We start from the raw sequence: 25552 nt of genomic DNA, 5'->3' as shown, positions 1-25552 counted from the left end.
CCCCCGGGAGCGAACAGATGCAAGCCCGCGCCGTCCTGGCGTCCGCCCTCGCCGTGGTGCTGGCCCTGGCCGGCTGTGCCCAGCCCGAGGGCACCCTCACACCCGCCGCCGCGCCCCAGCCGGTGGAGTCGACCACACCGCCGACCCCGAAACCGAGCCCGTCGCCGCGCCTCACCCGCACCAAACCGCCGAAGCCCACCCTCCGGCCGCTGCCGGCCAAGCTCCCCGCCGGCCTGCGGCGCAGCACCGGCGTACGCCCGGTGGCCCTGACCTTCGACGACGGGCCCAGCCCGGCATGGACGCCCAAGGTGCTCGACCAGCTGCGGGCGGCCCGGGTGACCGCCACCTTTTGCGTGGTCGGCCAGGAGGCGCAGCGCCACCCGGAACTGGTCCGGCGGATCGTCCGCGAGGGACACCAGCTCTGCAACCACAGTTGGCGGCACGACCTCGACCTGGGCCGGCGGCCGGTCGCCGAGATCCGGGCCGACCTGGCGCGGACCAACAAGGCCATCCAAACTGCCGTACCGGGCGCACCGGTGCCCTTCTACCGACAGCCGGGCGGTCGGTGGACGCCGGAGGTGCTGGCGGTGGCCAAGGATCTCGGCATGCGCCCGCTGCACTGGAACGTCGACCCGCAGGACTGGGACAAGCCGACCGCGGCCACGATCGCCAAGCGGATCCACTCCGCCGCCCGTCCCGGTGCCGTGGTGCTGCTGCACGACGGCGGCGGCAATCGGGCCGCGACGCTCTCCGCCTGCCCGCACGTGATCGCCGACCTGAAGCGCCGCTTCGGCATCACCCGACTCCGCTAGACCCGCCCTGACCTGCGGTTATGCGCCGGGATGCGGCTCCGGCCATACCGGTTTTGTCGACCGACCGGGGATCACGTATGCTTTCCAAGCCTCCGGCGGGGCCGGATGGGAGCAAGTCCGCTTGAAGTTGCGAATGTGCAATGATGGCGGGGCCGCCCTCATCGTCTAGCGGCCCAGGACGCCGCCCTTTCAAGGCGGTAGCACGGGTTCGAATCCCGTTGGGGGCACGACCGGCGCAAGCCGGAGCAACACAAGCTAGGTCCTGTGGAGCAGTTGGAGTGCTCGCCGCCCTGTCAAGGCGGAGGTCGCGGGTTCAAGTCCCGTCAGGACCGCAGCGCCGACGCCGCGCCCAGCGCGGCGTTCTGCGTATCGGAGCATGTGGCCCTGCCAGCGGTTCGTCCGGTTGGCGGGTAACATGAGCCGAGCAGCACGGCCAGGTAGCTCAGTTGGTACGAGCGTCCGACTGAAAATCGGAAGGTCGGCGGTTCGACCCCGCCCCTGGCCACATAGCCTTTCGCCGGGCTACAGAGGTCCCCATCAGCGGAAACGCCGGTGGGGATCTTGCTTTGTGCGCCCTTGCCGGCTGGATCGCCGGTGCCCGTGGTTGACCGCTCTTGGCCCTTGATCGCCGCCGCTAGTTGCACGTTCGCTGCACGCCGCTCTCCGGCAACCGGTCACATCGACCCTGGACGCAACCCGCCATCCCGAGTGCGTCTCGTGCCCCCTCATGACCGCTCAGCCCTTCGGCTACTGGCCCGTGGATGGCCCATCGGACTCAGCTTGGCGCTCGGCTTGCCAGATGGCGTGTCCCTTCAGTAGGTATCCGGTCCAGTAGATCGCGAACAGGATCAGGAAGCACGTGAAGAACACTCCCGAGACGATGCTCGCGAAGACGAGTGCTTTCCCGCCGTCGGCCCGTGCATGTACGGCGAATCCAAGGAAGCCCAAGAGAAAGAAGATGACCATGTAGATGGACAGTCTCCGACTGTCGGCTGGGTGAGGCACGCGAGGCAGCCGGGGGGCGCGAGGGTTGTTGCTGGTCACGCCGTGAGTATTAGGGACGCGCTGGGTGAAAGCTAGCGGATCTCCTCGTCGGGCAGTCGTAGACCTTCCAGCCTCCCTGGGGTGCCCGGCGAGGTGATCCGCGTCCGGCTGATCTCTGAGGAGGGTCGGGGTTCGGGGCGGAGCCCTGAGGTCTTCAGGGTCTTGTGTCTCCGTCAGCGTGGCCGGCCGGCCCGGCCGATGCCGGCCGGAGGTCGCCAGCAGGCCGGGGCCGGGCCGGCGCCGCCCGCTTGCGGGCCGCCTTGATTGGACGGGGGTGGTCGCGGCGATGCAGGTGGCGGCAGCGACTAGCGATAGGTGCCCTCTCGCTCGTGGGGAGGGTGGCTGGCGGCAAGAGACGGCGCCGCCGCCCGACGCCTAACCGGCCAAGGACTCCCCTACGCCGAGGCATCGATGGACAAGGGTCACCATGAATCGTGAGTAGTGCCAGCTCGTCGGGGCCGTACCGGCGTCCCCGAGGTAGGCCGCCTCCGATCATGACAAGGCACCACTGGTTTCCGTTCCTGGGAATGTCACCCTGTTGTGCGGGAAGGCACAGCCATGGACAGCGGGAGGATCAGCGACCACGGTTTCCTCGCCGACGGACGCAGCGCGGTACTGGTCGACCGAGCGGGCTCGGTGAACTGGTGGTGCCCGGCGCGGTTCGATTCACCGGCAGTTTTCGGCCGGCTGCTCGACGACGACGCGGGACACTGGTCGATCCAGCCAGACGAGGACTTCACGACCGAACGGGCCTACCTGGACGACACGCTCGTGCTACGCACCGTCTTCACCACCCGGCATGGCTCGGTGGCGGTGACCGACGCGCTCGCGTTGGAGCCGGGGGCGCGAGGGCATCAGATCGGCCTGCGCTCGCCCCGGATACTGGCGCGCGTCGTACAGGGTCTCTCCGGCGAGGTCCCTATGCGGGTTCACTACCGGCCGCGCTTCGAGTTCGGGATGGTAACCCCCTACCTCGTCGATCGGGACGGGGCGCTGGAGGCCAGCGCGGGAGGGGACGACCTAACACTCCACAGCAGCGTCCCGCTGCAGTGCGATGGGGGTGAGGCGAGCGCGTCGTTCACCGTCCGGGCCGGATCGACGCAGCGGTTCACCGCCGCGTACACCCCAACCTACGACGGTGGTCGGCCGCACCGGCCTGATGCTGACGAGCTGATCGCCAACGCCGTCGAGGGATGGCGGTCCTGGGCTGGCCTGCACGACTACCGCGGCCAGTACCCGGAGCAGGTGCGGCGCAGTGCCATGGTGGTGCAGGGCCTGACCTACCAGCCCAGCGGAGCCGTCGTGGCAGCGGCAACCACGTCGGTGCCCGAAAAACTGGGCGGGGACCGCAACTACGACTACCGCTTCGTCTGGGTCCGCGACTTCAGCCTCACGGTCCGGGCACTCTGGCACGCGGCCTGCCTAGATGAGGCGAACCGGCAGTTCTCCTGGGCAAGCCGGGCGATGGGCCAGATCGGCGACGAGCCGGCGCCGATCATGTACAGCGTCGAGGGCGAGCGGGACCTGACCGAACACCAACTCGACCACCTGAACGGGTACGCCGACAGCAAGCCCGTCTTCGTCGGCAACGATGCGTGGCGGCAGCGGCAGCCAGATATCTTCGGCGAAGTCCTCGACGCCGCCTGGCTGATGCGGTATTACCTGGACCCGATGGCGCCCGAGGTTCGTCAGCGGCTACGAACGCTGGCAGATCAGGCGGTGACGGCCTGGCACCGGCCGGACGCCGGGATGTGGGAGGCGCGGGACGCCGAACGGCACTACCTGTCGTCGAAGGTGCAGTGCTGGACCGCGTTGGACCGGGCCGTCAAGTTCGGATCCCGGATCGGCGACGAGGCGGACGTCTCCCGCTGGGCGACCGCCCGGGATGAGGTGCGCGAGGCCGTGCTGACCCGAGGGTGGAACGACCGGGTGGGCGCGTACACCGGGGCGTTCGAATCGGACCACCTGGATGCGTCGGTGCTGATCATGCCCCTCGTGGGCATCGTCGACGGTGGCGACCAGCGGATGCGGTCCACCATGACGGTGCTCGAGCAGCGGCTGTCCCACAACGGCCTACTGCGCCGCTGGGACGGCGATCCCGCCGGGTTTGTCATCTGTTCATTTTGGCTGGTGGGGTGCCTGGCCCTGGCCGGCGAAGAGGACCGGGCGAGCCGCCTGTTCGAACAGCTGGCCGGTCGGGCGAACGACCTGGGCCTCTTCACGGAGCAGATCGACCAGGTCACGGGAGAGCCGCTCGGCAACTTCCCGCAGGCGTTCTCGCACATCGGACTCATCAACGCTGCAGGCAACCTGACCGACGTCGCCGAACAGCGCCGCGCTGGCGCCCAGGAACGGCGGCAGCTCGTGCCGCCCGGCATGGGACGGATGGAAGGAAAACGCTGATGACTGGACGGCTTGACGGCAAGACCGCGCTGATCACCGGCTCCGATTCCGGCATCGGTCAGGCGACGGCCATCGAGTTCGGCAAGGAGGGCGCCAACGTGGTGGTGCATTACCTGCACGATCATGCTGGCGCGAACGACACCCAACGCCAGGTCGAGCAGGCCGGGCAGCGAGCCATGGTGGTGCAGGGCGACATCAGGTCCGAGGACCAGGTCGAAGCCATGTTTGACGAGGCACTGGCCGAGTTCGGCGCGCTCGACATCCTGATGAACAATGCGGGGGTGGACGCCTCCGGCACGCCGGTCGTCGACCTGGACACAGAGACCTGGGACCGGGCCATCCGCACCAACGTCTACGGCGCGTTCTTCTGCTCCCGGCGATTCGTGCGGCACCGTCGTGACCAGGGCGGGCGCGGCAAGATCATCAACATCACCTCGATCCACCAGGAAGTCGCCCGTGCCGGTGGTTCGGACTACGACGCCAGCAAGGGCGCCATGCTGGAGTTCGCCAAGAGCCTGGCCCTCGAGGTCGCCCCCATGCGCATGAACGTCAACAACATCGGGCCGGGCATGGTGCTCACCCCGTTCAACCAGCGGGCCATCGACGACCCGAAGTACCGGGAGGAGCAGGTGCAGAGCATCCCCTGGAAGCGGGCCGCCCAGCCGCAGGAAATCGCAAAAGTGGCGGTCTTCCTGGCCAGCGACGACGCCGAGTACGTCACCGGCTCGACGTACTTCATGGATGGTGGCCTGATGCAGAACCAGGGCCAGGGCGCCTGATCCAACGTTGCCGGGCCGACGTACTCTGCCGCACCCTGGCGCGGCTCAAGGCACAGGCGATGAATCCGCGCCCCTGCCCGCAAATCATCGCCAGTTCTGGCTATCATCACGTTATGGCGATTGGTTGCACCCCAGGGCTCGCTCCTGCTGTGGCCTTGTTCCGGTCCCTCGGCGACCCGACCCGCCTGGCCATCCTGCGCCGGATCGCGACCGGCGAGGTCCGAGTGGTGGACCTGACCGGCGAGTTGGGGATGGCTCAGTCGACGGTGTCGAAGCACCTGGCGTGTCTTCGTGACTGCGGCCTGATCGACTACCGGGTTGAGGGTCGCCAGTCGTTCTACGCCCTGACCCGACCTGAGCTGCTGGACCTGCTGCGCTCGGCGGAACAGGTCCTCGCTGCAACAGGCGAAGCGGTCGCCCTGTGCCCGGTCTACGGGACGCCGGCCGACTCCACGTCGGAAGTCAACGCGTGAGCACATTGCTGCTGACTCCGGAGCGTCGGGCGGCGCTGTCCCGCCGCAGCCTGTGGCTGGCCTACGCCACCGCCGGCTACAACCTGCTGGAGGGCCTGGTCGCCATCGCCGCTGGCGCGGCGGCATCCTCCACCGCGCTGATCGGCTTCGGCCTGGACTCGTTCGTCGAGGTGTCCAGCGCGGCCGTATTGATCTGGCAGTTCCGCTCCCGGGTGCCCGAGGACCGGGAACGGTTGGCACTCCGGCTCATCGGCGCGTCGTTCTTCGCCCTGGCTGCCTGGGTGACCTTCGATGCCGTTCGCTCGCTGCTGGCCGGCGGAGACGCTGACGCCAGCCCGGTTGGCATCGGTCTTGCCGTCGCGTCGCTGCTTGTGATGCCGCTGCTCGTTCGGGCCAAGCGGCGCACCGGCCGGGAGCTCAGCTCGGCCACCGTCATGGCCGACTCGACACAAACCATGCTGTGCGCCTACCTCTCCGCAGTGCTGCTCGTCGGCCTGGTCCTCAACGCCGTCTGGGGCTGGTCCTGGGCTGACCCGATCGCCGCGCTCGTCATCGCCGGGGTCGCGGTCAAGGAGGGTGTCGAAGCCTGGCGCGGTGAACACTGCGACGACTGCGCACCCCTCCCTGCCGCCGGCATCGCCGGCGACCAGTCTCAGGGCTGCGCCGATGGCTGCTGCACCGAGAAGGCGTAGTCATGGCGTCCAGGGATCAGAGAGGCTGGACGATCTGGATCGGATTGCCATCAGGGTCGGCGGTCCAGGCGATCAGCAGACGACCGAGCCATTCGTGGGGTGCCGCCAGGGCGGGAGCCCCGGTTGCGGTGATCTCCGCGTAGGCGGCAGCGGTGTCGTCGGTCCACAGAATCACGGCGGCCCGCTGACCCTCCGGCACCGGGTCGAGGCCGTGATCATCGCGGGTTGAGGCGACCGAGGCGACACCGATCTTGTAGCCGTCGAGCACCAGATCGATGTGAATCGGGTCGCCCTCGACCGGCACCCGGAATGTCTCGGTGAACCCGAGGCGCGAGTAGAACCTGACGGCGCGAGGAACGTCCGCACTGAAGAGGATGACCTGCGGAGTACGGAACATCGACACGGGGCGACGTTACCAGCGCTCCACGTCAGCGCATTGGAGGCGAGTCTTCTCCTCCGCCGGGCACGCAACCCAACCGGCCTCAGTGGTCCCGGCCTCCCTGCTGGCGGTGCTGCACGCCACCCTGGATCGCCTCCCACACGCTGCGCCCGGCCTGCCGCAGAGTCTCCCCCGCCTGCTCGGCGAGCTGAGCCGCGCTCTGCACCGCCGCCTGGGCCCCACCCGGCACACCACCGCCGCCCTGACCGCCGACACCATTCTCAGACGGACCGGGGGCCGGCGAGGGGCCCCGTTGCCGCTCCGGCTCCCGCGGCTCGGGCTCCTGCCGCTCGTGCGCCTGGCCCGTCGGCGGCTGGCCCTCGGGGCGGCGTCCCGAAGGGCCGGTGGGTTCGGCCCGGCCCTGCTCGCCCGCCCCGGGGCGGCCTGGACCCGGTCGACGCCGGTCAGCGGCGGCGCCGGCGGCGCCGACCTGCCGGCCCAGCTCGTCGAGTACGCCACCGGAGCGCTGCACCGACCCGGTGACCTCGGCCGCCCCCGCCGCCAACTGCTCGGCGCTGCGGTTGACGTCGTCGATCGCGGCGCCGGTCGTCCGGGAGAGGGCTTCGATGATCTGCGGGTTGTTGTCGATCGTCTCCAGCGCCCGACCGAGAATCGTCACCAGTTGCTCCAGCCGCACCCGCAGCTGCGCCTCGGCGTGCACCCCGTTGATGTCCAGCTCGACGCCGTGCAGGTGCACCCGTACGCCGGCATCGAGCTGGAGCAGGTTGGCCAGCCGGGCCCGCAGTGACAGGTCCGCGTCCAGCCCGTCCACGGCCAGCCGGATCGAGTCCACCGAGACGTTCGGAATGTCGAGCAGGACATCCGGATCGCCGCCACCATCGGCCCGGTCCGGCCGCTGGACGTCCCGGTCCGGCTCCCGTTGCTGCGCACTCTCGCTCATGCTCACCCGCTCCGCCGCACCTCCACCCGGTTCGTCCGGGCCGTCCGGCGCGGTTACCCGCTTTCCGGCGTGACACCCGTCCGTGACTGCCCAGCGACCCACTGTCCGGAACCAGGCACCTCGCGAAGCTGCACACCCGGGCATCAGCCGGTATGGTCCGGGCCTATGGGACAGGGGATGGCTGATCCGGCCGACATCCGGCAGGACCTGGAACGGTTCTCCTTACGGTGCACCCTCCTCGTCCCGGGCCCCGCCGAACACGCGTTCGCGGTTTTCACCGACGACCTGACCGAGTGGTGGGTCACCGAGTACACCTGGTCCGGTCCCGAGGCCCTGGCCGAGCTGGGCATGGAGCCGCGGGCCGGCGGCATGCTCTACGAGATCGGGCCGTACGGCTTCCGGGCCGACTGGGGCCGGGTGCTCACCTGGGACCCGCCACGCCGACTGGTCTTCGCCTGGCAGCTCGGCCCGGACCGGGTGCCGGTCCCGGACCCGGCCCGGGCCAGCGAGGTCGAGGTGCTGTTCCTCCCCGACGGGCCCGAGCGCACCCGGGTCGAGCTGGAGCACCGGCACTTCGACCGGCACGGCGAGGCGGCCGAGGGATACCGCAAGGCTCTCACCGCCGGCTGGCACGAGCTGCTCACCCGCTACCTCGCCACGGTGTCACGCCGCCACCCCGACGCGCCGGCCTGACGACCTCAGGGGATCAGCGACGGAGCTGTCGTCCCACGGCGGAGCCGGTGCCGAGGTCCCGGCCGCCCAGGTCGGCACGGCGCCCGGCCTCCGCCCCGGACCCGAAGCCGGTGCCGGCCAACCGGCGCGGCGGCGCGGTGCGCAGCCTCGGGTACTGCTCCGCGAGTCGCCGCTGCACCCGGTCGGAGCGGTCGGCCAGCACGAGCGCCACCGACGGCGTGCCGGCCCCGCTGGCCGCCGCCGTCTCGGCCGCCCAGAGCCGTCCCCCGATCACCTGCGCGAAGCCGGCGAGCCACGACCGGCGGAAGGCGACCGGATGCTCCCCGGCCGGCACCGGCGTGCCGGCCAGGCCGTGCGCCGCCTGCACGAGCAGCGAGGTGAAGAGCAGGTCGACCCGTTCCAGGTCACTGGCGAAGCCGAACAGGTGCAGCGCGAACCCGTTGCCCTGTCGACGGCGTACGCAGCGACAGCGCAGCGGCTCGGCCACCGCGGCGAGCAGGCCGACCTTGTCCCGGGCGTACGGAGCGACGATGTCCACCACGCGGTCGCCGACCGGGTCGGTGGCCGGGAGCCGGGCAGCGAGCAGAGCCCGGTCCACGCCGTAGCGGGCGATCAACTCGGTCGCCTTGGCGGTGAACGCGGCGGACTCCGCGGGCGTGCAGGCCGGGTCCTCGGCCTGGGCCAGCAGCTTGCGCACCTTGCTGAGCATGGCCTCGGACATGCCCCCAGAGCTATCACATCGACCGGTCCGGCACGGGGCCGCGCCGGCACCGGTCGAGAGCCGCTGGTCGCACCACGCCTTCCGAGCGGCCAGCCAGAGCGAGCGTCGCGGCGGGGTGAGACAGTCAGCCGGCTCTGCTGCGCAGGGTGGCGATCGTCGACCCGGCGAGGGTGAGCAGGCAGTCTGGAAGCAGCCCGTCCGCCTCGGCCGCACCGAACAACGCCTCCCCGGTCGGCACGTCCCGGTTGGCGTACGCGCTGACGAAGCGCGCCACCCAGCGGGTGTCGTAATCTGCCTGGTCGATGCCCGGGAACTCCAGCGCGCAGCCGCTGCCCCGTGGCGCGTCGCCGACCATCGTGGCCGCCAGGCACCAGGCGACCCCGTACGCGCCACTCAGGCCGGCGCGGTCGACGACCGCGTCGAAGGCCCCCACCACCGCGTCGCCATCCCCGGCGAGCGCCGAACGGAGCACGGCGGCCGCATCGTCGAACGTCTGCTGTGGTAGGTCCGTCACCCAGCGCACAGTAGGACGGACGGTCAAGGCCCCCGCCGGCCGTCACTCTCCGTGTTCAAGGCGGGCGACCTGCGCATTACGCCACCTCCACGGTCCCGTCGCCAGCCCCGGCACGCTAATGTGCGCAGCGGACCTTCGCCGGAGGAAGGACGACCATGCTCGTATCACGCCGCTCGCGGGTGGCCTCACTGGCCGCCTGCGCGACGATCCTGCTTGCCACAAGCGCCTGCGGGAATGACAAAGCCGAGGAGGGAAGCGCCCAACAGGTGCGCCTCTATGGCACGGACGGCAACATGCTCAACTCCTACCCCGCGGAGTTGAAGGAACGTGCCAATCTCGTCGACGGGATGAAGGGAACCACGCCGCTCACTCCGCTACCGGAGGACTTCAAGAGCCGGCTACGGTCCGTCGATCCGGCGCTGACGGACTACCTCTACGCCGCGGAGACGTACGACGCGGTGGTGATCGGGGTGCTCGCCGCCCAACTGGCCGGGAGCACCGACCCGGCGGCCATCGCCAAGCAGATCGTCGGCGTGACCAACAACGGTCAGCGCTGCGAGAATCCGGCGAGCTGTCTGGCGCTGGCCCGCGCCGGGCAGGACATCGAGTACCGCAGCGTGTCGCTGACCCGGGCGGGCTTCACCGACGAGGGTGAGCCGGCCACCGCGAGCTACGCCACGCTGACCTTCGACGGGCAGCAGATCAACGACGGCAAGACCGAGTTCGTCGGCGCGGGCAACGAGTCGGCGGCGAGCACCAAGGCGCCGCCGAAGGCGAGGAAGCAGCCCTCGGGCGACAACGACGACCAGGAGCCGCTGGTCCTGGGCGGCCTGCTCCCGAAGACCGGTGACCTCGCGATCGCCTACCCGCCGATGGCCGCCGGCGCGACGCTGGCGATCAGGGAGATCAACGCCGCGGGTGGCGCGCTGGGCAAGCCGGTGACCTGGCTTGACGGCGACGACGGCACCAGCCCCGCGGTGGCCAAGGCGACCGTGGCCAAGCACGTGACCGACGGCGTCAGCGTGATCATCGGTGCCGGCGGCTCGGGTATCTCCCGTGAGGTGCTGCCGGACGTGGTCAAGGCCGGGAAGATCCTCTTCTCGCCGTCCAACACGGACAGCGGCCTGACCCAGGTGGAGGACAAGGGCCTCTACTTCCGCACCGCCCCGCCGGACAGCCTCCAGGGCCGCGCGCTGGCTGACGTGATCCTCCGCGACGGGTCGCAGAAGATCGTCATCGTCGCCCGTAAGGACTCCTACGGTGAGGGCCTCCAGGCCACCGTCCGCGACGAGTTGCAGAAGGCGGGCATCGCCGACGACCGGCTCAAGCTGCTCACCTACGAGCCGCCCGCCGATGCCAAGGCTCCCCCGGTCGACTTCACCGACGGCGCGAAGGAGATCAAGGACTTCGGCGCGGACGCGGTACTGATCATCGGCTTCGGCGAATCCGCCCAGGTGATCCGGGCGCTCGCCGACGGCGGGGTGCAGATCCGGCACTGAGCACCGACCGCGGACCTCGACGGCCGCACCGGCATCGCGCCGGTGCGGCCGTCTCCGTCCGAGGGTCACCGGGGCTGGCGGCGCTCCAGGAACTCGGTCATCCGGCGGTGCTTCTCCTCGTCCTCGAAGAGCACCGCCTGGCTGACCAGGTCGAGCTGTGGGTGCGCGGCGGCCGGCGCGTCCACCGCCAGCTTGGTCAGCCGCAGCGCCAGCGCCGAACCCTGGGCCATCTCGTCCAGCAGCCCGTGCGCCGCCGCCAGCAGCTCACCGGGCTCGTCCACCACGCGGTTCACCAGGCCGATCCGCAGCGCCTCCGCGGCATCCACCCGCCGACCGGTGAAGAGCAGTTCCTTGGCCCGGGCCTCGCCGATCAGCGCGGGCAGCCGGTGGGTCGCGCCCGCGCCGGCCAGGATGCCCAACCGGACCTCCGGCTGACCGAAGACCGCCCGCGCCGTGCACACCCGCAGATCGCAGGCGTACGCCAGCTCCGCGCCGCCGCCCAGCGCCGGGCCGTCCACGGCCGCCACGCTCGGCATCGGCAGCGCCCTGATCCGGGCGAAGGCCGCCGAGTTGATCGCGGCCAGGGCGTCCGTGCGGCCCCGCTCACGGAGCTGACCGATGTCGGCGCCACCGGCGAAGATGCCCGCGGCGCCGCCGGTGAGCAGCAGCAGCCGGGGACGCGCCTCCAGCTCGGCACAGACCTGGTGCAGCTCGGCGATCAGGTCGGCGTCGATGGCGTTGCGTTTCTCCGGCCGGTCCAGGGTGACCACGAGGCGATCCGGCCGCTCCTCGATCCGCAGCCCGCTCACCGCTTGGCACCGCCGTCCCACCGGTAGAACCCGTGCCCGGACTTCTTGCCCAGCCGTCCGGCGGCCACCATCTCCACCAGCAACGGCGGCGGCGCGAAGCGTTCCCCGTACGCGGCCTGGAGGGTGCGGGCGATGTCCAGCCGCACATCCAGGCCGACGAGGTCGGTCAGCTCCAGCGGCCCGATCGGGTGCCGGTAGCCGAGCACCATCGCCTTGTCGATGTCGGCCGGGCTGGCCACTCCGTCGGCGACCATCCGGATCGCCTCCAGGCCGAGGGTGACCCCGAGCCGCGAGGTGGCGAAGCCGGGCATGTCGCGTACGACGACGGGGTCCTTGCCCAGCCGGGCGGCGAGCGCGACGGCCGCGGCGGTGGTCTCCTCGGCGGTCGCCGGGCCGACCACGATCTCCAGCAGCGTCATCGCCCAGACCGGGTTGAAGAAGTGCAGGCCGAGGAAGCGTTCGGGCTGCTCCAGCCCGGCGGCCAGGTCACCGATGGCGATGCTGGAGGTGTTGCTGCCCAGTAGTGCCGGTCGCAGCGCGGCGGCGTCGCGCAGCACCGCCCGTTTGAGGTCGAGTCGCTCCGGCACCGCCTCCACGATCACCTCAGGGCCGGCGGCGACCTCGGCCAGAGTCGGGCGCAGCGTCACCCGCTCGCGGTTCGCCGCGGCCTCGTCGGCGCTCAGCTTCCCGCGCTGCACCGCCCGCTCCCACAGCTCGGCGAGCCGGTTCAGCGCGGTCGCGCCCCGGTCGGGGTCCACCTCGACCAGCTCGACGGCGTGCCCGGCCCCGGCCGCCACGTACGCGATGCCGAGCCCCATCGTGCCGGCACCGACGACCACGAAACGATCGCTCATCACGCCTCCCTGTCCCGCCCGGCGGCGCGCGGGGTCTCCGCCACGCCGGCCCGGGTGATCCGCCTGGTCCGCTCGCTCATGGTGCGACCCTATTCAGCGCGGGGAGCCGGCCCATGCGTGGGGGAGCGCGCGATCGGGTACAGACGGCCCGTCAACCGAGGGAAGGACCAGTCGACATGAGCCAGGCACCGGAGAGCGTCACCGACCCGGGCAGCACCGACGGCGAGACGGTGGAGACCCGGGGAGACGAGCGGGTCGACCTGCTGCGCGCCGACACCAACAACGACGGCAAGACCGACGTGTGGGTGGTGGACACCGACGGCGACGGCAAGGCCGACCTGTTCCAGTTCGACACCGACGGTGACGGCAAGGTGGACATCACCATGGTCGACATCGACGAGGACGGCACCCCGGACGAGGTGGTCGACGGCGACGGCGGCCTCCCGCCCGAGCAGCTACCCCCCACCGTCCAGGTCTGAGTCGTGCGAAAGGGGCCCTTGTCATCGCTGGGTGCGTGACAAGGGCCCCTTCCCGACACCAGCTGGGTGGGCGGTCAGTCGGCGAGGCGCAGGGTGGCCAGGTAGTAGGGGGCGTCCCGGTCGTCCACATCGGTCAGCCGCCAGCCGCTGCCCCGCACCAGCGCCCCGAACTCGTCGGCCGAGCAGACCAGGTAGTCGAACCACTCGGTGCCCAGCTCCCGGTAACGCAGGCGGAGCCGCAGCTGGCCGCCGAGCCGGCCCAGACGGCGGTTGCGCTCGTGGTAGCCGGTGTGCAGCGGGTCGCGGGTGCCGTACGGGTCGGTGCCGTGCGCGATGATCTGCGCCCCCGGCCTGGCCAGCGCGGCGAGCGCGGCCAGGAACTCCGGCGCCCGCTCCCGTCCCTCGAACAGCCCGAGGTTGTTGCCGAGCAGCAGGAACGTGTCGTACCGCTGGCCGTCGGCGACGTGCGTGTCCACCGTGCCGTGCACCAGCCGTCGGACACCGCGGCGCCGGCTCACCGCCAGCGCGCCCGCCGAGGTGTCCAGCCCGGTGACCGGTACGCCGCGCTCCTGGAGCAGGAGCGCGATCCGGCCGGCGCCGGTGCCGATGTCCAGCGTCTCGCCCCGGACCCGGTCCACCGCCCGGTGGTCGTACGGCTGCCAGTCCGCTGGCCCGTCCAGGTAGTGCGCGGCCGGCGCACCGTTGATCAACCCGTCGTCCCGCTCGATGATCTCGATGACCGGCCGGGGCAGCCGCCCGCCGACCAGTGGTCGGGGACCCACCCCGGTGGCGACGGCGAGCGTGTCGCGCAGCAGTTCGCCGATCACGTCACCGATTTGAGGCTCCCCCGTCATGACGTCACGCTATCCGGCCACTCAGCGGCCCGCAGCGGCCGTATCCTGACGGCGTGACCACGTTGGACCGGCTGTCGGCCGAGAAGTACATCCTGCTCACGACCTTCCGCAAGGACGGTCGGGCGGTGCCGACCCCCGTCTGGTCGGTACGCGACGGCGAGGCGTTGGCGGTCTGGACGCGGGCCGACTCGGGCAAGGTGAAGCGGATCCGCCGCAACGGGGACGTGACCGTGGCGCCGTGCGACGTGCGGGGCCGGCCGCACGGGGCGGAGGTGCCCGCCCACGCGACGATCTACGGCAACGGCGACACCGGCCGGGTACGCGACCTGCTCAAGCACAAGTACCGGCTGATCGGCCGACTGAGCCTGCTCGGCAGCCGGTTGCGCCGGGGCGAGGGCGGCACGGTCGGCATCCGGGTGACGCTGGCCGAGGGGCAGGGCTGAGGGCCGCCGGGCATGGAAAGGGGCGGCGGATCGAGATCCACCGCCCCTGACCGGAAAACTCGTGCCGCTCAGTCGCCCTGCCGCTGCTGCGGGATCTGCCCCTGCAACAGCGCCCTGACCTCCGACTCGCGGTATCGACGGTGACCACCCAACGTGCGGATGGCGCTGAGCTTGCCAGCCTTGGCCCACCGGGTCACCGTTTTCGGGTCGACACGGAACATCGACGCCACCTCGGCCGGTGTGAGTAGCGGCTCTGGTTCGTGCGTTCGCGATGCCATCGGTCACTCCTCCACATGTATAGACATCGGCCGGGGTCCCGCCGGCCGACGCGTCTCCCATGGTCCGGCTAGTCCCCGATGTCCGACATGGGCCGAACGGATGAAGGTCCCTAGACGGACGGATGAACCATGCCCGATTTTTACGACTTTTACATAGCAGAAACTACCTTATTCGGACTCATGATCACGGTTCGTGATGCGTCAACTACGAGCACACCTCACCTTGAGAGCGCTCTGCGGGCGATTTGCCTCAGTTGCACCGCTCGAGCAGCTGCACCGCGCGCCACCGTGCCACCAGCTTGTCGTACGCGGCGGACGCCTCCTCGGCCTCGCCGCGCGACAGCCCGGCGAGACCGCCGGCCACCAGCTCAGGCGAGTCGTCCGCGGCCAGCGTCTCGTCGGAGAGCAGGTCGACCAGGCCGCCGTAGTCCAGTTCCACCACCGAACGCGGGTGGAACTCCTCCAGCCAGCGGGCCGCCTCCTCCACCGCCTCCGTGATCGGCGCCTCGCCCACGGACTTGCGCAGCACGGAGAGCGCCCGCGACGAGCGACGCCGGGCCTTGGAGATCTCGGTGCGGTAGCGCAGTGCCCGGCGGCCGGGCTGGGCGACCAGGTCCCGCTCCGCCGGGTCGAAGAGCACGAACCAGCGCAGCGGCACACCCCAGGTGGCGATCTGCTCGTGCACCCGGGGCACCCCGTGCTCCAGCACCCGGGCGCCGCTGCGCCAGTCGTCCACGACCGCTCTGGCCTGCCCGGCGAGCACCGGCGGCACGAAGGCGTCGGCGAGCACCGAGGGCACCCCGTCCCGGGCGCTGAGCGCCGCCTCGGCGACCCGGATCCGCAGGTTCCATGGGCAGACCAGCAGGCTGTCGTCCGTCTCCAGGACGTACGCCTCCTCCGGCAGATCCGGTAGCCGGGTCCAGCCCGCGCCCAGCGCCTCGATCACCGCCGTCCGCTGCCGGCCGGGCCCCTCCACGGGAGCCACCGCCCGCCCCTCGGAGACGTAGCGGCGCCAGTAGCTCTGGCGGTCCCGGTCGAAGGCGGTCAGCGGTTCGTACACGCGCAGGTAAGAAGCGAAGAGCGACGGCACGGCGCGATCCTCCCACGAACCGCACCCGGACGCGGTCAGCGGCCGGACCACGCGCGCCGCAACGTGAGACGGCGGCGGCGCGTCGGGCGACACCGCGGCGGCCGATACTAGGCTCGATCACACCGGCAGCATCCCCGCCGGCGTCCACCAGGTCCGCGTCCCACAAGGACGCACACCACTCCAGGAGCAAGCCATGGGCGTATTCGCGAGCACCGACGACCCGGTATCGACCGGTCACGAACAGATCGTGTTCTGCCAGGACAAGCAGAGCGGCCTGAAGGCGATCATCGGGATCTACTCCACCGCGCTGGGGCCGGCGCTGGGCGGCACCCGCTTCTACCCGTACGCCAACGAGGACGCGGCGCTCGCCGACGTGCTCGACCTGTCCCGCGGGATGGCGTACAAGAACGCTCTCGCCGGTCTTGACCTGGGTGGCGGCAAGGCGGTCATCTGGGGCGACCCGGAGCAGATCAAGAGCGAGGCGCTGCTGCGGGCGTACGGCCGCTTCGTGGAGTCGCTGGCCGGCCGCTACTACACGGCCTGCGACGTCGGCACGTACGTGGCGGACATGGACGTCGTGGCCCGGGAGACCCGCTACGTGACCGGCCGCAGCGTGGAGCACGGCGGCGCCGGGGACTCCTCGATCCTGACCGCCTGGGGCGTCTTCCAGGGCATGCGGGCCGCCGCCGAGCACGTCTGGGGCACTCCGAGCCTGCGCGGCCGCCGGGTCGGCGTGGCCGGCCTGGGCAAGGTCGGCAAGTACCTGACCGGGCACCTGCTGGAGGACGGCGCCGAGGTGGTCGCCACCGACGTCAACCCGAAGGCCCTGGAGTGGGCACGCACCAACCACCCGCAGGTCACCCTGGTGGACGACGCCGCCGCGCTGGTCGCAGCGGACATCGACGTGTACGCCCCGTGCGCCCTCGGTGGCGCGCTGAACGACGACACCGTCCCGGCACTGCGGGCCAAGGTGGTCGCCGGGGCGGCGAACAACCAGCTCGCCCACCCGGGCATCGAGAAGCTGCTCGCCGACCGGGGCATCCTGTACGCCCCGGACTACGTGGTCAACGCTGGCGGCGTGATCCAGGTCGCGGACGAGATCGAGGGCTTCAACTTCGACCGGGCGAAGCTGCGGGCCACCCGGATCTACGACACCACCCGCCAGATCCTGCACCTGGCCGACGCCGAGGGCGTGCCGCCGGCGGTGGCCGCGGACCGGCTGGCCGAGCGGCGGATGGCCGAGGTCGGCCGCCTGCGCACGATCCACCTGCGCTGAGTGTCCCCCGGAGGCGGACTCTTCGGATCCGCCTCCGGGCCCCGCGCCGGCCCGCTCTCGGTAAGCTGAGGGCCGGGTCAATTTTAGGCCCTTTTGTCCGGTGTCACGGGTGCTCTCCGTTCCGCTCCTTACCGGGTACACTGGGTGACGGCCGGATCGCCACGACTCGCAGAGCCGGCCGACGGTAACCCGAGGTGCCGAACGATGGCATCCCCATGTACCGTAAGAGCCACGAGAGATGCCTGACGTCATCGGGGCCCGCCTTCGGGCTGCCCCGCATTCTGTGCGAGGGGGTCGAGCCATGGGGCGCGGCCGTGCTAAGGCCAAGCAGACGAAGGTGGCCCGGGAGTTGAAGTACCACTCCCCGAACACCGACCTCACCGCCTTGCAGCGTGAACTGGCGGGTGCTGGTAAGTCTGAGCACCACTTCGACGACGACTCTAAAGAGTTCGTCGACGACGATGATGAGGATCACGCGGACGAGGACCCGGATCCCTGGATCCGTCCGACCCGCTGACCTCTCGACGTAGCTGAGCACGCGGTGACCCCCGCGTGCTCACGCATGTGCCCGTCGGGAGCGACACCGGTGCCGACGATTCAGGGGCCTGCCCTGGCCGGAGACAACTCCGGCCGGCCGACAGGCCCCTGATCGCGGTCGCCGTCAGCGCGGTCGGTTGTTCCAGTTGTAGAAGGTCGGGATGTTCTCGAAGTGGTTCCAGGCGCAGACCGCGCTGGCGCCGCCTCCGCCCGGCACCTCCGCCCGCAGCCGCCGCGCGTCCTCGGCTTCCTGGAGGAGCGCGACGAGCCCCGGGGCCACGTCCCGCACCCGATCGGCGACTGCGTCCGGAGCGTCCTTCGCTCCCCGTTCAGCCCGCCGGTGACTGGTGGTCTCGGGCATGCTCCAACACTCCCTCCAATAGGCGGATCTTGCTGTTGCGGCAGTGCTCGGTCTCCGTACCGTCAAAACGCCCCAACTCGAAGTACCGGTTGGCGGCATGACCACCGCCACAGAAGCCGAAGTACGGGCAGGAGGCCCGACAGGCCTCCACCCCGGTCAGGAACTCGCCCACCCACGGCGTCGCCCCGGCGCCGGCGAGGATCTCGGCCAGCGGGGTGGTCAGCACGTTGCCGCTGCTGAAGTCGCCGTAGCGGGGATCGGTGAAGCCCGCGAGTTCCGGGGAGAGCACCGTCACCGAGCCGTCGTGGCCGATGGTCGGAATCGGGTCCAGCTGGCGGGGCAGAACCGCGTCCGCCGAGTCGTCGAGCACCGCCGCCGCGTAGCGCAGCGACCACTCGATCTCGCGCAGATGGATCCGGGGATTCCGGCGCCAGACCGCCACCAGCTCCGCCCAGAACGCGGACACCACCGCCGGGTCGTGGCGGTTGGCCCGGGTGTTGACCCCCTCGGTCTCCTCGATGTTGATGCCGAGCACGTCGCAGCCCAGCCCGAGGAAGTATTCGTACAGCTCGGCGGCGAGCCCCGGCTCCGGCCGGGACACCACGGCCAGCGCGGAGAAGGGCACGTTGTGCCGGCGTAGCGCGTCCACGCCGCGCATGATGCGCTCGTACGCGGGCTGGCCACCCCGGTTGACCCGGTCGCTGTTGCGCTCCCGCGGCCCGTCCACGCTCACGCTCACCCGCACGTCGTGCTGGGCAAAGAAGGCGCACCAGTCGTCGTCGATCAGCGTGGCGTTGGTCTGCACGTGGTGCTCGACCTCGGGCCCGAACGGCGCGATCAGGTCGGCCAGGCACTCCCGGCCGGCCGCCAGCGGCTCGCCGCCGTGCCACACCACGGAGAACCGGCCGGCCGCCGCCCACGGGTTGACCGCCGCCGCCACCGCCTCGGCCACCGGCACCGGCATCCGCCGGTCGGCGGCCCGGAACGGCAGGTAGCAGTACGCGCAGTCGAGGTTGCAGAGCGTGGTGGGCTGCATGACGACGTACGACGGGATCGTGGCCAGGCCACGCATCCCGCTGAACGACTGTCCCCGAGCAGCCATCGCCCTCCTCCGCCTAGCCTGAGGGTGCCCTTCAGGCTAGGCGGCATTGGCCACTCGGGTGAAGCCCTGATCAGGTGCCCGTACGATCACCAGAGCGTGATCATCCGCGGGTGTGCTGGCCGACCATCTGCACGTTGCCGGTGCCCTCGATGATCTCGCCGGCCTGCCACGCCTCGACTCCACGGCCGGTCAGCGTGGCCAGCGCCCGGTCGGCGTCCTCGGCCGAGACGATCGCGAACATGCCGACACCCATGTTGAAGGTCGACTCCATCTCCGGGTCGTCGATCCGGCCCTTCGACTGGATCAGGTCGAAGACCGGCTGCGGCTTCCAGGTGGACCGGTTGACCACCGCGTCGACGTGCTCCGGCAGCACCCGGACCAGGTTGCCGGGGATGCCACCGCCGGTGACGTGGGCGAACGCCCGCACCTCGGCCTCGGCGATCAGCTTGAGGCAGTCCTTGGCGTAGATCTTGGTCGGGGTGAGCAGCTCCTCACCCAGGGTCCGCTGCCGGCCGAAGTCGTCGATCACGATGTCGAGCCGCATCCGGGCCGCGCCGAGCAGCACGTGCCGGACCAGCGAGTAGCCGTTGGAGTGCAGGCCGGAGGAGCGCATGGCGATCACCACATCGCCCACCTCGACCCGGTCCGGGCTGAGGATGTCGCTCTCCTCGACCACGCCCACGCCGGTCGCCGAGATGTCGTACTCGTCCGGGCGCAGCACGCCGGGGTGCTCGGCGGTCTCCCCGCCCAGCAGCGCGCAGCCGGCATACCGGCAGCCGTCGGCGATGCCCGCGCCGATCTCGGCGACCTTGTCCGGAACGACCTCGCCGGTGGCGATGTAGTCCAGCAGGAAGAGCGGCTCGGCACCGCAGGCCACCAGGTCGTCGACGACCATCGCGACCAGGTCGATGCCGACCGTGTCGTGGATGTCCATCTGCTGGGCGATCACCAGCTTGGTGCCCACACCGTCGGTGGAGGAGGCCAGGATCGGGTTCTTGTACTTCGTCGTGTCCAGCCGGAACAGGCCCGCGAAGCCGCCGAGGTCACCCAGCACCTCGGGACGACGGGTCTGGCGCACCTTCGACTTGAGCAGCTCCACCGCGCGGTCGCCCGCGTCGATCGAGACCCCCGCGTCGGCGTACGAGACCGAGCGTTTGCGCGCCTGGCGGCCGGCGCCGGCCGTCCAGAGCTGGCGGTCGCCGCCGGCGCCGGTCGGGCTGCTTCCTGCGCCGCTGCGCTCGGACACGTGCGTCACGGTTCTCCCCTTTGTGGTTCTCGGTGCCGCGCCGGCCGTGGCCGGGCCGCGCCGGTTGGTGCTACGGGCGGTTTGCGGTCACGCCACGCGGCGTGGCGACGAGCGGGCCGTTGGTGTGCGGGGCCTCCGGTGCCGAGTTGGCGACCCGTCGGCCCACCCCTTCGAGCACGTGCTTGCCGATCAGGTTGCCGGCCGGCAGCTCGATCGGGTACTCCCCATCGAAACACGCCCGACACAGCCGGGTCTTCGGCTGCTCGGTCGCGGCGATCAAACCAGAGAGCGAAACGTAACCGAGCGTGTCGGCACCGATGGAACGCCGGATGCCGTCGTTGTCCAACCCGTTGGCCAGCAGCTCCGCCCGCGTGGCGAAGTCGATGCCGTAGAAGCACGGCCAGCTCACCGGCGGGGAGGAGATCCGGACGTGCACCTCCAGCGCCCCCGCCTCGCGCAGCATCCGCACGATGGCCCGCTGGGTGTTGCCGCGGACGATCGAGTCGTCCACCACCACCAGTCGCTTGCCCCGGACGTTCTCCCGCAGCGGGTTGAGCTTCAGCCGGATGCCGAGCTGGCGCAGCGTCTGCGACGGCTGGATGAAGGTGCGACCCACGTACGGGTTCTTCATCAGGCCGGCGCCGTAGGTGATGCCGGACGCCTCGGCGTAGCCGATCGCGGCCGGGGTGCCGGACTCGGGCACCGGGATCACCAGGTCGGCCTCGACCGGGTGCTCCTTGGCCAGTTGACGGCCGATCTGCACCCGCGCCGCGTGCACGTTGCGCCCGGCGATCGTGGCGTCCGGGCGGGCGATGTAGACGTACTCGAAGAGGCAGCCCTTCGGCTCCGGCGCCGCGAACCGGGTCGAGCGCAGCCCGGCCTCGTCGATCGCGATCAGCTCGCCCGGCTCGACCTCGCGCACCACACTGGCGCCGACGATGTCCAGCGCGGCGGTCTCGCTGGCCACCACCCAGCCGCGCTCCAGCCGGCCGAGCACCAGCGGGCGTACGCCGTGCGGGTCACGGGCCGCGTAGAGCGTCGACTCGTCCATGAAGACGAAACTGAACGCGCCCCGCAGCTGGGGCAGCACCTCCAGCGCGGCCGCCTCGACCGACAGGTCGGGACGGCTGGCCAGCAGCATGGTCACCAGCGACGTGTCGTTGGTCGAGCCGTCCGTGACGAGGCCGCGCTCGGCGACCTCCTTCTCGAGCTCGGTGGTGTTGACCAGGTTGCCGTTGTGGGCCAGCGCGATCGTCGTGCCGGAACTCGTCGACCGGATCGTCGGCTGGGCGTTCTCCCAGTTCGAGGCGCCGGTGGTGGAGTAGCGGGCGTGCCCGATCGCGAGGTGGCCGCGCAGGCTCGCCAGGGTGGGCTCGTCGAAGACCTGGGCCACCAGGCCGAGGTCCTTGTAGACCACCACCCCGGAGCCGTCGCTCACCGCGATGCCCGCCGCCTCCTGGCCGCGGTGCTGGAGGGCGTAGAGGCCGAAGTAGGTCAGGTTGGCGACCTCTTCACCGGGGGCCCAGACGCCGAAGACGCCGCAGGCATCCTGGGGGCCGGGTCGTTGGGGATCAAGGTCGTGGCTCAGCCGGCCGTCGCCTCGGGGCACTACCGCTCCCTCATGCTGGTCTGGACCGGCCTGGCGGGGATCACGGGCGGATCCACACTCCTCTGCCGGGACCACTGTCGTCGCCTGACAGTGTACGCGAATCGTCGTCAATACAGAAAGTCACGGTTTCCCTGCCCAGCGTCACGAGGGGCAGGGCATCCGGGCAGCTAGAGCGGCAGATATGCCGAGAGGTCCGCACGGACCCCGCTCACCTGGACGCGACCCTCGGTGACCGCCTCGGCCCAACCAATTCGCCCGGTGGCCAGCGCGAGCCAGGTGTCCGGGGCCATCTCGACAACGTTTGGCGGGTTTCCCCTGGTGTGTCGAGGGCCGGGAACACACTGGATCGCACCGTATGGTGGGACACGCACCTCCACCGATCGGCCGGGGGCGCGCTCCGCGAGGCCGGCCAACAACGACCGGACCGCCTCCCGGAGTACCGGCCGTTCGGGCGTACGCCCCTCGTCGAGCGCCGACAATGCCGCCTCAACGGCGGCGGACTTACTGTACGGAGAGGACACGACGGGACGATACGACCCGCAGGCAGAGCACCCGACGCTGGCCCTGGGTCGCGCCGATCCAGTAAGACAAGGCATAGTTGCCGACGGCGTATTCGTACCGTGATGATCCCCGGCCCGGCGCCCCGCCGGTAGAGGGAAGTCAGTCCGGAAGGCGGTGGACGTGTCAACACACCGACGTGCCTGGAAGCAGCGGGCCGGTGTGGTCGTAGCGCTGGTTGCCGGCGCTCTGCTCGCCGTCCCCGCCACACCAGCCCTGGCCGCAAATGTCGACGTATCACCTGGCTCGGTCACCGTGAACGCCGGCAGCGACGCCACGATCACCGTGCGCGTGACGGGTGACAACGGCGACGACAAGGCGAAGATCAGCCTCTCGGGGCTGCCGTCGGGTGTCAGCTGCGCCAGCGGCTGCGGCGATGTCGATCTCCCCCAGGGAGGCTTGGGCAACCCCACCAGGTCGGTGCTGGTCAGGATCGCGGCCAACGACAACGCCGGTGACGCCACCGCCACCATCACCGTGGCCGTCGAGGCCGCTTCGGGCCCGGACACCGCCACCGTCTCGCTGACCGTCAAGGGCAAGGCCGCGCCACCGCCGCCGCCGCAGGCGCAGACCGTACGGTCGATCTCCGGCAAGGTGGTCTCCAAGGCCGACAGCAAGTCGGTGCCCAACGCCGTGGTCATGCTGCAGGACAGCACGGGCCGGCGCTACGACACCACCAGCAACGGCAGCGGCGAATTCCGCTTCACCGGCACCACCGACCGGCCGATCGCGCCGGGCCGGATCGACCTGGGCGCCAGCTTCGACAACGTGGTGGCCACCAAGACCCTCAACGCCAGCGCCGGTCAGGCCATCACCGGGCAACGGATCAGCCTGGAGCTCAAGGTCGAGGTGACGCCGAGCCCCACCCCGTCCGCCAGCGCCGAGGCCACCCCCACCGAGGAGCCGCTCGAGGAGGGCACCGAGGAGGAGGCCAGCGAGGAGGCCACCCCGGGCGCTCCGGCGAACGCCTCCAACGAGGACGAGGGTGGCGGCTTCGGCTCGTACCTGATCATCCTGCTCGGCGGTCTGCTCGTCGCCGCGGGTGTCGGCACGATCGTGCTGCTGTGGATGCGGCGCAAGGAGAACGGCGACGAGGACGACATGGCGGGCGCCGGCGCGGCTGGCGCGGTGCCGGCCGCCCGGGGCGGGTTCCGGGGCGGCGACGACCAGACCCGGGTGGTCAACCGACCCCTCGGCACACCGGACCCGACGATGGTCGGCGGTGCGGCGCTGAGCGAGGCGCCGACGATGATGCACCGTCCGGTCGTCGACGACGTCCCACCGGACCCGTACGGCGCGCCGGCGCAGCCGTACGGTGCGGCGGGCCAGCAGGGCTGGGGTGGCACCGGCTACGGCGACGAGCCGGCACCCGGCGGATACGGTGCCGGCGGCTACGGCAACGCCCCCGCCTCGGGCGGTGGCTACGGCACGTCGGCGGCCCCCGAGGGTGGCTACGGTGCCGGCGCGGCCGGTGACGGCTACGGCGCGGCACCCGGGTCCGGGGCGGGCTACGGCGGCGCTCCCTCCTCCGGCGGCGGCTACGGCAGCCGCGACTACACGGCCCCGGCCGGGGCGGCCGGCTACCCGCCGGCTCCCGCTGGCGGCGCGGGCTACGGCGAGCGCTTCGACGAGCCGACCGGCCGGTACACCGGCGACAGCACGCAGTACCCGGCTCCGGCCGACCCGTACGCCACCGGCGTCTACCAGCCGGAGCAGGCCCAGGGCTACGGTCAGCCTGACACCGCCCCGTACGGCGGCCGGGCGGCGGAGCCGACCGGCGGCTACGGCCAGCAGGCCGGTGGCTACGACCAGGGCGGCTACGGCCAGCAGGCCGGCGGGTACGACCAGGGCGGCTACGGGCAGGAGCCGCCGCAGCAACGCGGCGGCTACGACGACCGGGGCTACGACCAGCAGGGCGGCTACGACCAGCAGGGCGGCTACGGCCAGCAGGGCGGCGGGTACGACCAGGGCGGCTACGGCCAGGAGGCCCCGCAGCAACGCGGCGGCTACGACGACCGGGGCTACGACCAGCAGGGCGGCTACGGCCAGCCGCAGACCGGCCGGGCTGCCCGCCCGGCGGACGGCCCGCCGCCGACCGAGCGGAGCGGTCGACGCCTCGACTGGCTGGACGACTGACCCAGCACGCACGCCAAAAGGCCGCCCGGATCTCTCCGGGCGGCCTTTTCGCTGCCGCAAGGTCCACTCGTTCGCTTACTTCGGGGTGTCCTCCGGACCTGGACACACAGGCTCCACCGAAGCCGAGTTGATTGAGGCGGCGGCCCGGGACCCTGGCGTTGGTGGAGACGGGGCCGGCGACCCGCGTCGGTCAGGCGGCGGAGAACACACCCTGGCGGAGCACCGGCACGACGTCCGACACGCCGACCCGGACGGCGATGTCGACGTCCTCGGCGAAGCCGCCCTCGGTCAGCTCCCGGCCAGAGACGCTGCCCCGCACCGCGGCGGGCACGTCGGGGGTGCTGGCCAGCGCGGCGAGCGCCATGGCCGCCTCCACGGAGAGCCCGCCCGGCACACCGGAGAGGGCGTCGAGCACGCTGGCCGCGCCGAGCTGGTCCTCCACGGACGGGCGCAGCGAACCGTCCGGCCACCGCTCTCCCGAGGCGATGACGCCGATCGGGGCGTCCGTCGTTCCGTACCCCTGGCGGCGCAGCCAGCACCCGACGGCGCGCGCGTTGCGCAGGCACGCCGCGACCACCGGTAGCCCGGTGGCGCTGGCGGCGGCGCTGATCGCGGAGCCGTTCGGCGAGGGCAGCACCAGATCGGCAACCATCGGCGCGGTGCTCAGCGCGGCGGGTGAGAGCGACCACGGATGCTCCGTTGTCACCCGCCGACGGCCCACCGCGGCCACCGCGCCGACCCGCAACGCGTACTCGGCGGCCTGCTCACCCCACGGAAACGGGTGCACCCGCATGCCGCGGCCGACCGCCACCTCCACGGAGGTGGTGAACGAGAGCACGTCCACCACCACCAGCGCCGCGCAGACCCGACCCAGCTCGGCCGCCCCGGTCAGTCCCCAGTCGAACCGGGCACCCGAGCCGGGCTGGCCGTAGACAGCGGCCGCCAACGCC

At 71.3% G+C, this 25552-nt stretch carries 28 protein-coding genes and 3 tRNA genes; 15 read left to right on the top strand and 16 right to left on the bottom strand.

What is annotated here, in order from left to right:
- Window positions 1-17: 17 nt before the first annotated feature.
- From AB0K07_RS02035 to AB0K07_RS02020, 4 genes are all read left to right on the top strand, one after another.
- Complete coding sequence (locus tag AB0K07_RS02035) at window positions 18-812, top strand: polysaccharide deacetylase family protein (protein ID WP_363750258.1); 795 nt, start codon at window positions 18-20, stop codon at window positions 810-812.
- Window positions 813-966: 154 nt separating this feature from the next.
- Window positions 967-1039, top strand: a tRNA-Glu gene (locus AB0K07_RS02030).
- 31 nt (window positions 1040-1070) lie between these two features.
- Window positions 1071-1144: transfer RNA gene (locus AB0K07_RS02025), tRNA-Asp, on the top strand.
- Between the two features lie 99 nt (window positions 1145-1243).
- Window positions 1244-1317 (top strand) — tRNA-Phe (locus AB0K07_RS02020).
- Window positions 1318-1559: 242 nt separating this feature from the next.
- Here AB0K07_RS02020 and AB0K07_RS02015 read toward each other — a convergent pair.
- Window positions 1560-1778 carry a hypothetical protein gene (locus tag AB0K07_RS02015; RefSeq protein ID WP_363750256.1) on the bottom strand — a complete coding sequence of 73 codons (219 nt, stop codon included), beginning with the start codon at window positions 1776-1778 and terminating at the stop codon, window positions 1560-1562.
- 636 nt (window positions 1779-2414) lie between these two features.
- On the opposite strand from AB0K07_RS02015, the gene AB0K07_RS02010 reads away from it, so the two are divergent.
- The 4 genes from AB0K07_RS02010 to AB0K07_RS01995 all read left to right on the top strand — a co-directional run bounded on the left by AB0K07_RS02010 (window position 2415) and on the right by AB0K07_RS01995 (window position 6203).
- Complete coding sequence (locus AB0K07_RS02010; RefSeq protein ID WP_363750254.1) at window positions 2415-4259, top strand: glycoside hydrolase family 15 protein; 1845 nt, start codon at window positions 2415-2417, stop codon at window positions 4257-4259.
- Window positions 4259-5038, top strand: coding sequence for a glucose 1-dehydrogenase (locus AB0K07_RS02005; protein WP_363750252.1), 780 nt, complete (start codon window positions 4259-4261; stop codon window positions 5036-5038). Before AB0K07_RS02010 ends, AB0K07_RS02005 begins: the two co-directional genes overlap by 1 nt.
- Before the next feature lie 113 nt (window positions 5039-5151).
- Window positions 5152-5511: a metalloregulator ArsR/SmtB family transcription factor gene (locus tag AB0K07_RS02000; protein WP_363751384.1), complete on the top strand. Its 360-nt coding sequence runs from the start codon at window positions 5152-5154 to the stop codon at window positions 5509-5511.
- Window positions 5508-6203: a cation transporter gene (locus tag AB0K07_RS01995; RefSeq protein ID WP_363750251.1), complete on the top strand. Its 696-nt coding sequence runs from the start codon at window positions 5508-5510 to the stop codon at window positions 6201-6203. The genes AB0K07_RS02000 and AB0K07_RS01995 overlap by 4 nt, the downstream gene beginning before the upstream one ends.
- A gap of 16 nt (window positions 6204-6219) precedes the next feature.
- Here the strand turns inward: AB0K07_RS01995 and AB0K07_RS01990 are convergent, their stop codons facing one another.
- Together AB0K07_RS01990 and AB0K07_RS01985 are read right to left on the bottom strand one after the other, a co-directional pair.
- Entirely contained in the window at window positions 6220-6600 is a 381-nt protein-coding gene (locus AB0K07_RS01990) for a VOC family protein (protein WP_363751383.1), read from the bottom strand.
- Between the two features lie 85 nt (window positions 6601-6685).
- Complete coding sequence (locus AB0K07_RS01985; RefSeq protein ID WP_363750249.1) at window positions 6686-7543, bottom strand: hypothetical protein; 858 nt, start codon at window positions 7541-7543, stop codon at window positions 6686-6688.
- Window positions 7544-7708: 165 nt separating this feature from the next.
- On the opposite strand from AB0K07_RS01985, the gene AB0K07_RS01980 reads away from it, so the two are divergent.
- Window positions 7709-8236, top strand: coding sequence for an SRPBCC family protein (locus AB0K07_RS01980; RefSeq protein ID WP_363750247.1), 528 nt, complete (start codon window positions 7709-7711; stop codon window positions 8234-8236).
- 13 nt (window positions 8237-8249) lie between these two features.
- Here the strand turns inward: AB0K07_RS01980 and AB0K07_RS01975 are convergent, their stop codons facing one another.
- A complete protein-coding gene (locus tag AB0K07_RS01975) occupies window positions 8250-8957 on the bottom strand; it encodes a DUF2786 domain-containing protein (protein WP_363750246.1) in 708 nt (235 codons plus the stop codon).
- 124 nt (window positions 8958-9081) lie between these two features.
- Window positions 9082-9471, bottom strand: a complete 390-nt coding sequence (locus tag AB0K07_RS01970) for a hypothetical protein (RefSeq protein ID WP_363750244.1) — start codon at window positions 9469-9471, stop codon at window positions 9082-9084.
- Between the two features lie 155 nt (window positions 9472-9626).
- On the opposite strand from AB0K07_RS01970, the gene AB0K07_RS01965 reads away from it, so the two are divergent.
- Window positions 9627-10970 carry an ABC transporter substrate-binding protein gene (locus AB0K07_RS01965; RefSeq protein WP_363750243.1) on the top strand — a complete coding sequence of 448 codons (1344 nt, stop codon included), beginning with the start codon at window positions 9627-9629 and terminating at the stop codon, window positions 10968-10970.
- 65 nt (window positions 10971-11035) lie between these two features.
- On the opposite strand, the gene AB0K07_RS01960 is transcribed toward AB0K07_RS01965, so the two are convergent.
- Together AB0K07_RS01960 and AB0K07_RS01955 are read right to left on the bottom strand one after the other, a co-directional pair.
- Window positions 11036-11779: an enoyl-CoA hydratase/isomerase family protein gene (locus AB0K07_RS01960; protein WP_363750242.1), complete on the bottom strand. Its 744-nt coding sequence runs from the start codon at window positions 11777-11779 to the stop codon at window positions 11036-11038.
- Window positions 11776-12633: a 3-hydroxyacyl-CoA dehydrogenase family protein gene (locus AB0K07_RS01955; RefSeq protein ID WP_363750241.1), complete on the bottom strand. Its 858-nt coding sequence runs from the start codon at window positions 12631-12633 to the stop codon at window positions 11776-11778. Before AB0K07_RS01955 ends, AB0K07_RS01960 begins: the two co-directional genes overlap by 4 nt.
- A gap of 176 nt (window positions 12634-12809) precedes the next feature.
- Here AB0K07_RS01955 and AB0K07_RS01950 point away from each other — a divergent pair, with 176 nt between their 5' ends.
- On the top strand, window positions 12810-13112 hold the full coding sequence (locus AB0K07_RS01950) for a hypothetical protein (RefSeq protein ID WP_363750240.1): 303 nt from the start codon (window positions 12810-12812) through the stop codon (window positions 13110-13112).
- A gap of 74 nt (window positions 13113-13186) precedes the next feature.
- Here AB0K07_RS01950 and AB0K07_RS01945 read toward each other — a convergent pair whose 3' ends face one another.
- The gene (locus AB0K07_RS01945) at window positions 13187-13966 is read right to left on the bottom strand and encodes a class I SAM-dependent methyltransferase (RefSeq protein ID WP_363750239.1); all 780 of its coding nucleotides are present in this window, start codon (window positions 13964-13966) and stop codon (window positions 13187-13189) included.
- Window positions 13967-14019: 53 nt separating this feature from the next.
- Here AB0K07_RS01945 and AB0K07_RS01940 point away from each other — a divergent pair, with 53 nt between their 5' ends.
- The gene (locus AB0K07_RS01940) at window positions 14020-14409 is read left to right on the top strand and encodes a PPOX class F420-dependent oxidoreductase (RefSeq protein ID WP_363750237.1); all 390 of its coding nucleotides are present in this window, start codon (window positions 14020-14022) and stop codon (window positions 14407-14409) included.
- A gap of 68 nt (window positions 14410-14477) precedes the next feature.
- On the opposite strand, the gene AB0K07_RS01935 is transcribed toward AB0K07_RS01940, so the two are convergent.
- A complete protein-coding gene (locus AB0K07_RS01935) occupies window positions 14478-14687 on the bottom strand; it encodes a BldC family transcriptional regulator (RefSeq protein WP_007073996.1) in 210 nt (69 codons plus the stop codon).
- A 250-nt stretch (window positions 14688-14937) separates the two neighbouring features.
- Complete coding sequence (locus tag AB0K07_RS01930) at window positions 14938-15777, bottom strand: hypothetical protein (RefSeq protein ID WP_363750235.1); 840 nt, start codon at window positions 15775-15777, stop codon at window positions 14938-14940.
- Window positions 15778-15970: 193 nt separating this feature from the next.
- Between AB0K07_RS01930 and AB0K07_RS01925 the strand changes: the two genes are divergently transcribed.
- Window positions 15971-17053, top strand: a complete 1083-nt coding sequence (locus tag AB0K07_RS01925) for a Glu/Leu/Phe/Val dehydrogenase dimerization domain-containing protein (protein ID WP_363750233.1) — start codon at window positions 15971-15973, stop codon at window positions 17051-17053.
- A gap of 301 nt (window positions 17054-17354) precedes the next feature.
- On the top strand, window positions 17355-17570 hold the full coding sequence (locus tag AB0K07_RS01920) for a DUF3073 domain-containing protein (protein WP_363750231.1): 216 nt from the start codon (window positions 17355-17357) through the stop codon (window positions 17568-17570).
- 144 nt (window positions 17571-17714) lie between these two features.
- Here the strand turns inward: AB0K07_RS01920 and amcA are convergent, their stop codons facing one another.
- The 5 genes from amcA to AB0K07_RS01895 all read right to left on the bottom strand — a co-directional run bounded on the left by amcA (window position 17715) and on the right by AB0K07_RS01895 (window position 22429).
- Window positions 17715-17951, bottom strand: coding sequence for a multiple cyclophane-containing RiPP AmcA (gene amcA, locus AB0K07_RS01915; protein WP_363750230.1), 237 nt, complete (start codon window positions 17949-17951; stop codon window positions 17715-17717).
- Window positions 17920-19023, bottom strand: coding sequence for a cyclophane-forming radical SAM peptide maturase AmcB (gene amcB / locus AB0K07_RS01910; RefSeq protein ID WP_363751382.1), 1104 nt, complete (start codon window positions 19021-19023; stop codon window positions 17920-17922). Before amcB ends, amcA begins: the two co-directional genes overlap by 32 nt.
- Before the next feature lie 130 nt (window positions 19024-19153).
- Window positions 19154-20308: a phosphoribosylformylglycinamidine cyclo-ligase gene (gene purM / locus AB0K07_RS01905; protein WP_363750228.1), complete on the bottom strand. Its 1155-nt coding sequence runs from the start codon at window positions 20306-20308 to the stop codon at window positions 19154-19156.
- Window positions 20309-20369: 61 nt separating this feature from the next.
- Window positions 20370-21908 carry an amidophosphoribosyltransferase gene (gene purF / locus AB0K07_RS01900; protein ID WP_363750226.1) on the bottom strand — a complete coding sequence of 513 codons (1539 nt, stop codon included), beginning with the start codon at window positions 21906-21908 and terminating at the stop codon, window positions 20370-20372.
- A 167-nt stretch (window positions 21909-22075) separates the two neighbouring features.
- Window positions 22076-22429, bottom strand: a complete 354-nt coding sequence (locus AB0K07_RS01895; RefSeq protein ID WP_363750224.1) for a sterol carrier family protein — start codon at window positions 22427-22429, stop codon at window positions 22076-22078.
- 160 nt (window positions 22430-22589) lie between these two features.
- Between AB0K07_RS01895 and AB0K07_RS01890 the strand changes: the two genes are divergently transcribed.
- Window positions 22590-24602 (top strand): carboxypeptidase-like regulatory domain-containing protein, encoded by a 2013-nt coding sequence (locus AB0K07_RS01890; RefSeq protein ID WP_363750223.1) that lies wholly within the window; start codon window positions 22590-22592, stop codon window positions 24600-24602.
- A 190-nt stretch (window positions 24603-24792) separates the two neighbouring features.
- Here the strand turns inward: AB0K07_RS01890 and AB0K07_RS01885 are convergent, their stop codons facing one another.
- Window positions 24793-25548, bottom strand: coding sequence for a 2-phosphosulfolactate phosphatase (locus AB0K07_RS01885; RefSeq protein ID WP_363751380.1), 756 nt, complete (start codon window positions 25546-25548; stop codon window positions 24793-24795).
- Window positions 25549-25552 lie beyond the last annotated feature (4 nt).

This window comes from Micromonospora sp. NPDC049301, assembly GCF_040678715.1.
GTDB lineage: Bacteria > Actinomycetota > Actinomycetes > Mycobacteriales > Micromonosporaceae > Micromonospora.
This window is presented reverse-complemented; position numbering and strand designations above follow the sequence as displayed.

What these genes read in the sequence shown, in the direction of transcription:
- AB0K07_RS02010 (WP_363750254.1), top strand. Translation starts at nt 2,415, where the DNA reads ATGGACAGCGGGAGGATCAGCGACCACGGTTTCCTCGCCGACGGACGC.
- AB0K07_RS02000 (WP_363751384.1), top strand. Translation starts at nt 5,152, where the DNA reads ATGGCGATTGGTTGCACCCCAGGGCTCGCTCCTGCTGTGGCCTTGTTC.
- AB0K07_RS02035 (WP_363750258.1), top strand. Translation starts at nt 18, where the DNA reads ATGCAAGCCCGCGCCGTCCTGGCGTCCGCCCTCGCCGTGGTGCTGGCC.
- AB0K07_RS02015 (WP_363750256.1), bottom strand. Translation starts at nt 1,778, where the DNA reads ATGGTCATCTTCTTTCTCTTGGGCTTCCTTGGATTCGCCGTACATGCA.
- AB0K07_RS01965 (WP_363750243.1), top strand. Translation starts at nt 9,627, where the DNA reads ATGCTCGTATCACGCCGCTCGCGGGTGGCCTCACTGGCCGCCTGCGCG.
- AB0K07_RS01945 (WP_363750239.1), bottom strand. Translation starts at nt 13,966, where the DNA reads ATGACGGGGGAGCCTCAAATCGGTGACGTGATCGGCGAACTGCTGCGC.
- AB0K07_RS01975 (WP_363750246.1), bottom strand. Translation starts at nt 8,957, where the DNA reads ATGTCCGAGGCCATGCTCAGCAAGGTGCGCAAGCTGCTGGCCCAGGCC.
- AB0K07_RS02005 (WP_363750252.1), top strand. Translation starts at nt 4,259, where the DNA reads ATGACTGGACGGCTTGACGGCAAGACCGCGCTGATCACCGGCTCCGAT.
- AB0K07_RS01980 (WP_363750247.1), top strand. Translation starts at nt 7,709, where the DNA reads ATGGGACAGGGGATGGCTGATCCGGCCGACATCCGGCAGGACCTGGAA.
- AB0K07_RS01935 (WP_007073996.1), bottom strand. Translation starts at nt 14,687, where the DNA reads ATGGCATCGCGAACGCACGAACCAGAGCCGCTACTCACACCGGCCGAG.
- AB0K07_RS01985 (WP_363750249.1), bottom strand. Translation starts at nt 7,543, where the DNA reads ATGAGCGAGAGTGCGCAGCAACGGGAGCCGGACCGGGACGTCCAGCGG.
- AB0K07_RS01950 (WP_363750240.1), top strand. Translation starts at nt 12,810, where the DNA reads ATGAGCCAGGCACCGGAGAGCGTCACCGACCCGGGCAGCACCGACGGC.
- AB0K07_RS01925 (WP_363750233.1), top strand. Translation starts at nt 15,971, where the DNA reads ATGGGCGTATTCGCGAGCACCGACGACCCGGTATCGACCGGTCACGAA.
- AB0K07_RS01920 (WP_363750231.1), top strand. Translation starts at nt 17,355, where the DNA reads ATGGGGCGCGGCCGTGCTAAGGCCAAGCAGACGAAGGTGGCCCGGGAG.
- amcB (WP_363751382.1), bottom strand. Translation starts at nt 19,023, where the DNA reads ATGCGTGGCCTGGCCACGATCCCGTCGTACGTCGTCATGCAGCCCACC.
- amcA (WP_363750230.1), bottom strand. Translation starts at nt 17,951, where the DNA reads ATGCCCGAGACCACCAGTCACCGGCGGGCTGAACGGGGAGCGAAGGAC.
- AB0K07_RS01990 (WP_363751383.1), bottom strand. Translation starts at nt 6,600, where the DNA reads ATGTTCCGTACTCCGCAGGTCATCCTCTTCAGTGCGGACGTTCCTCGC.
- AB0K07_RS01955 (WP_363750241.1), bottom strand. Translation starts at nt 12,633, where the DNA reads ATGAGCGATCGTTTCGTGGTCGTCGGTGCCGGCACGATGGGGCTCGGC.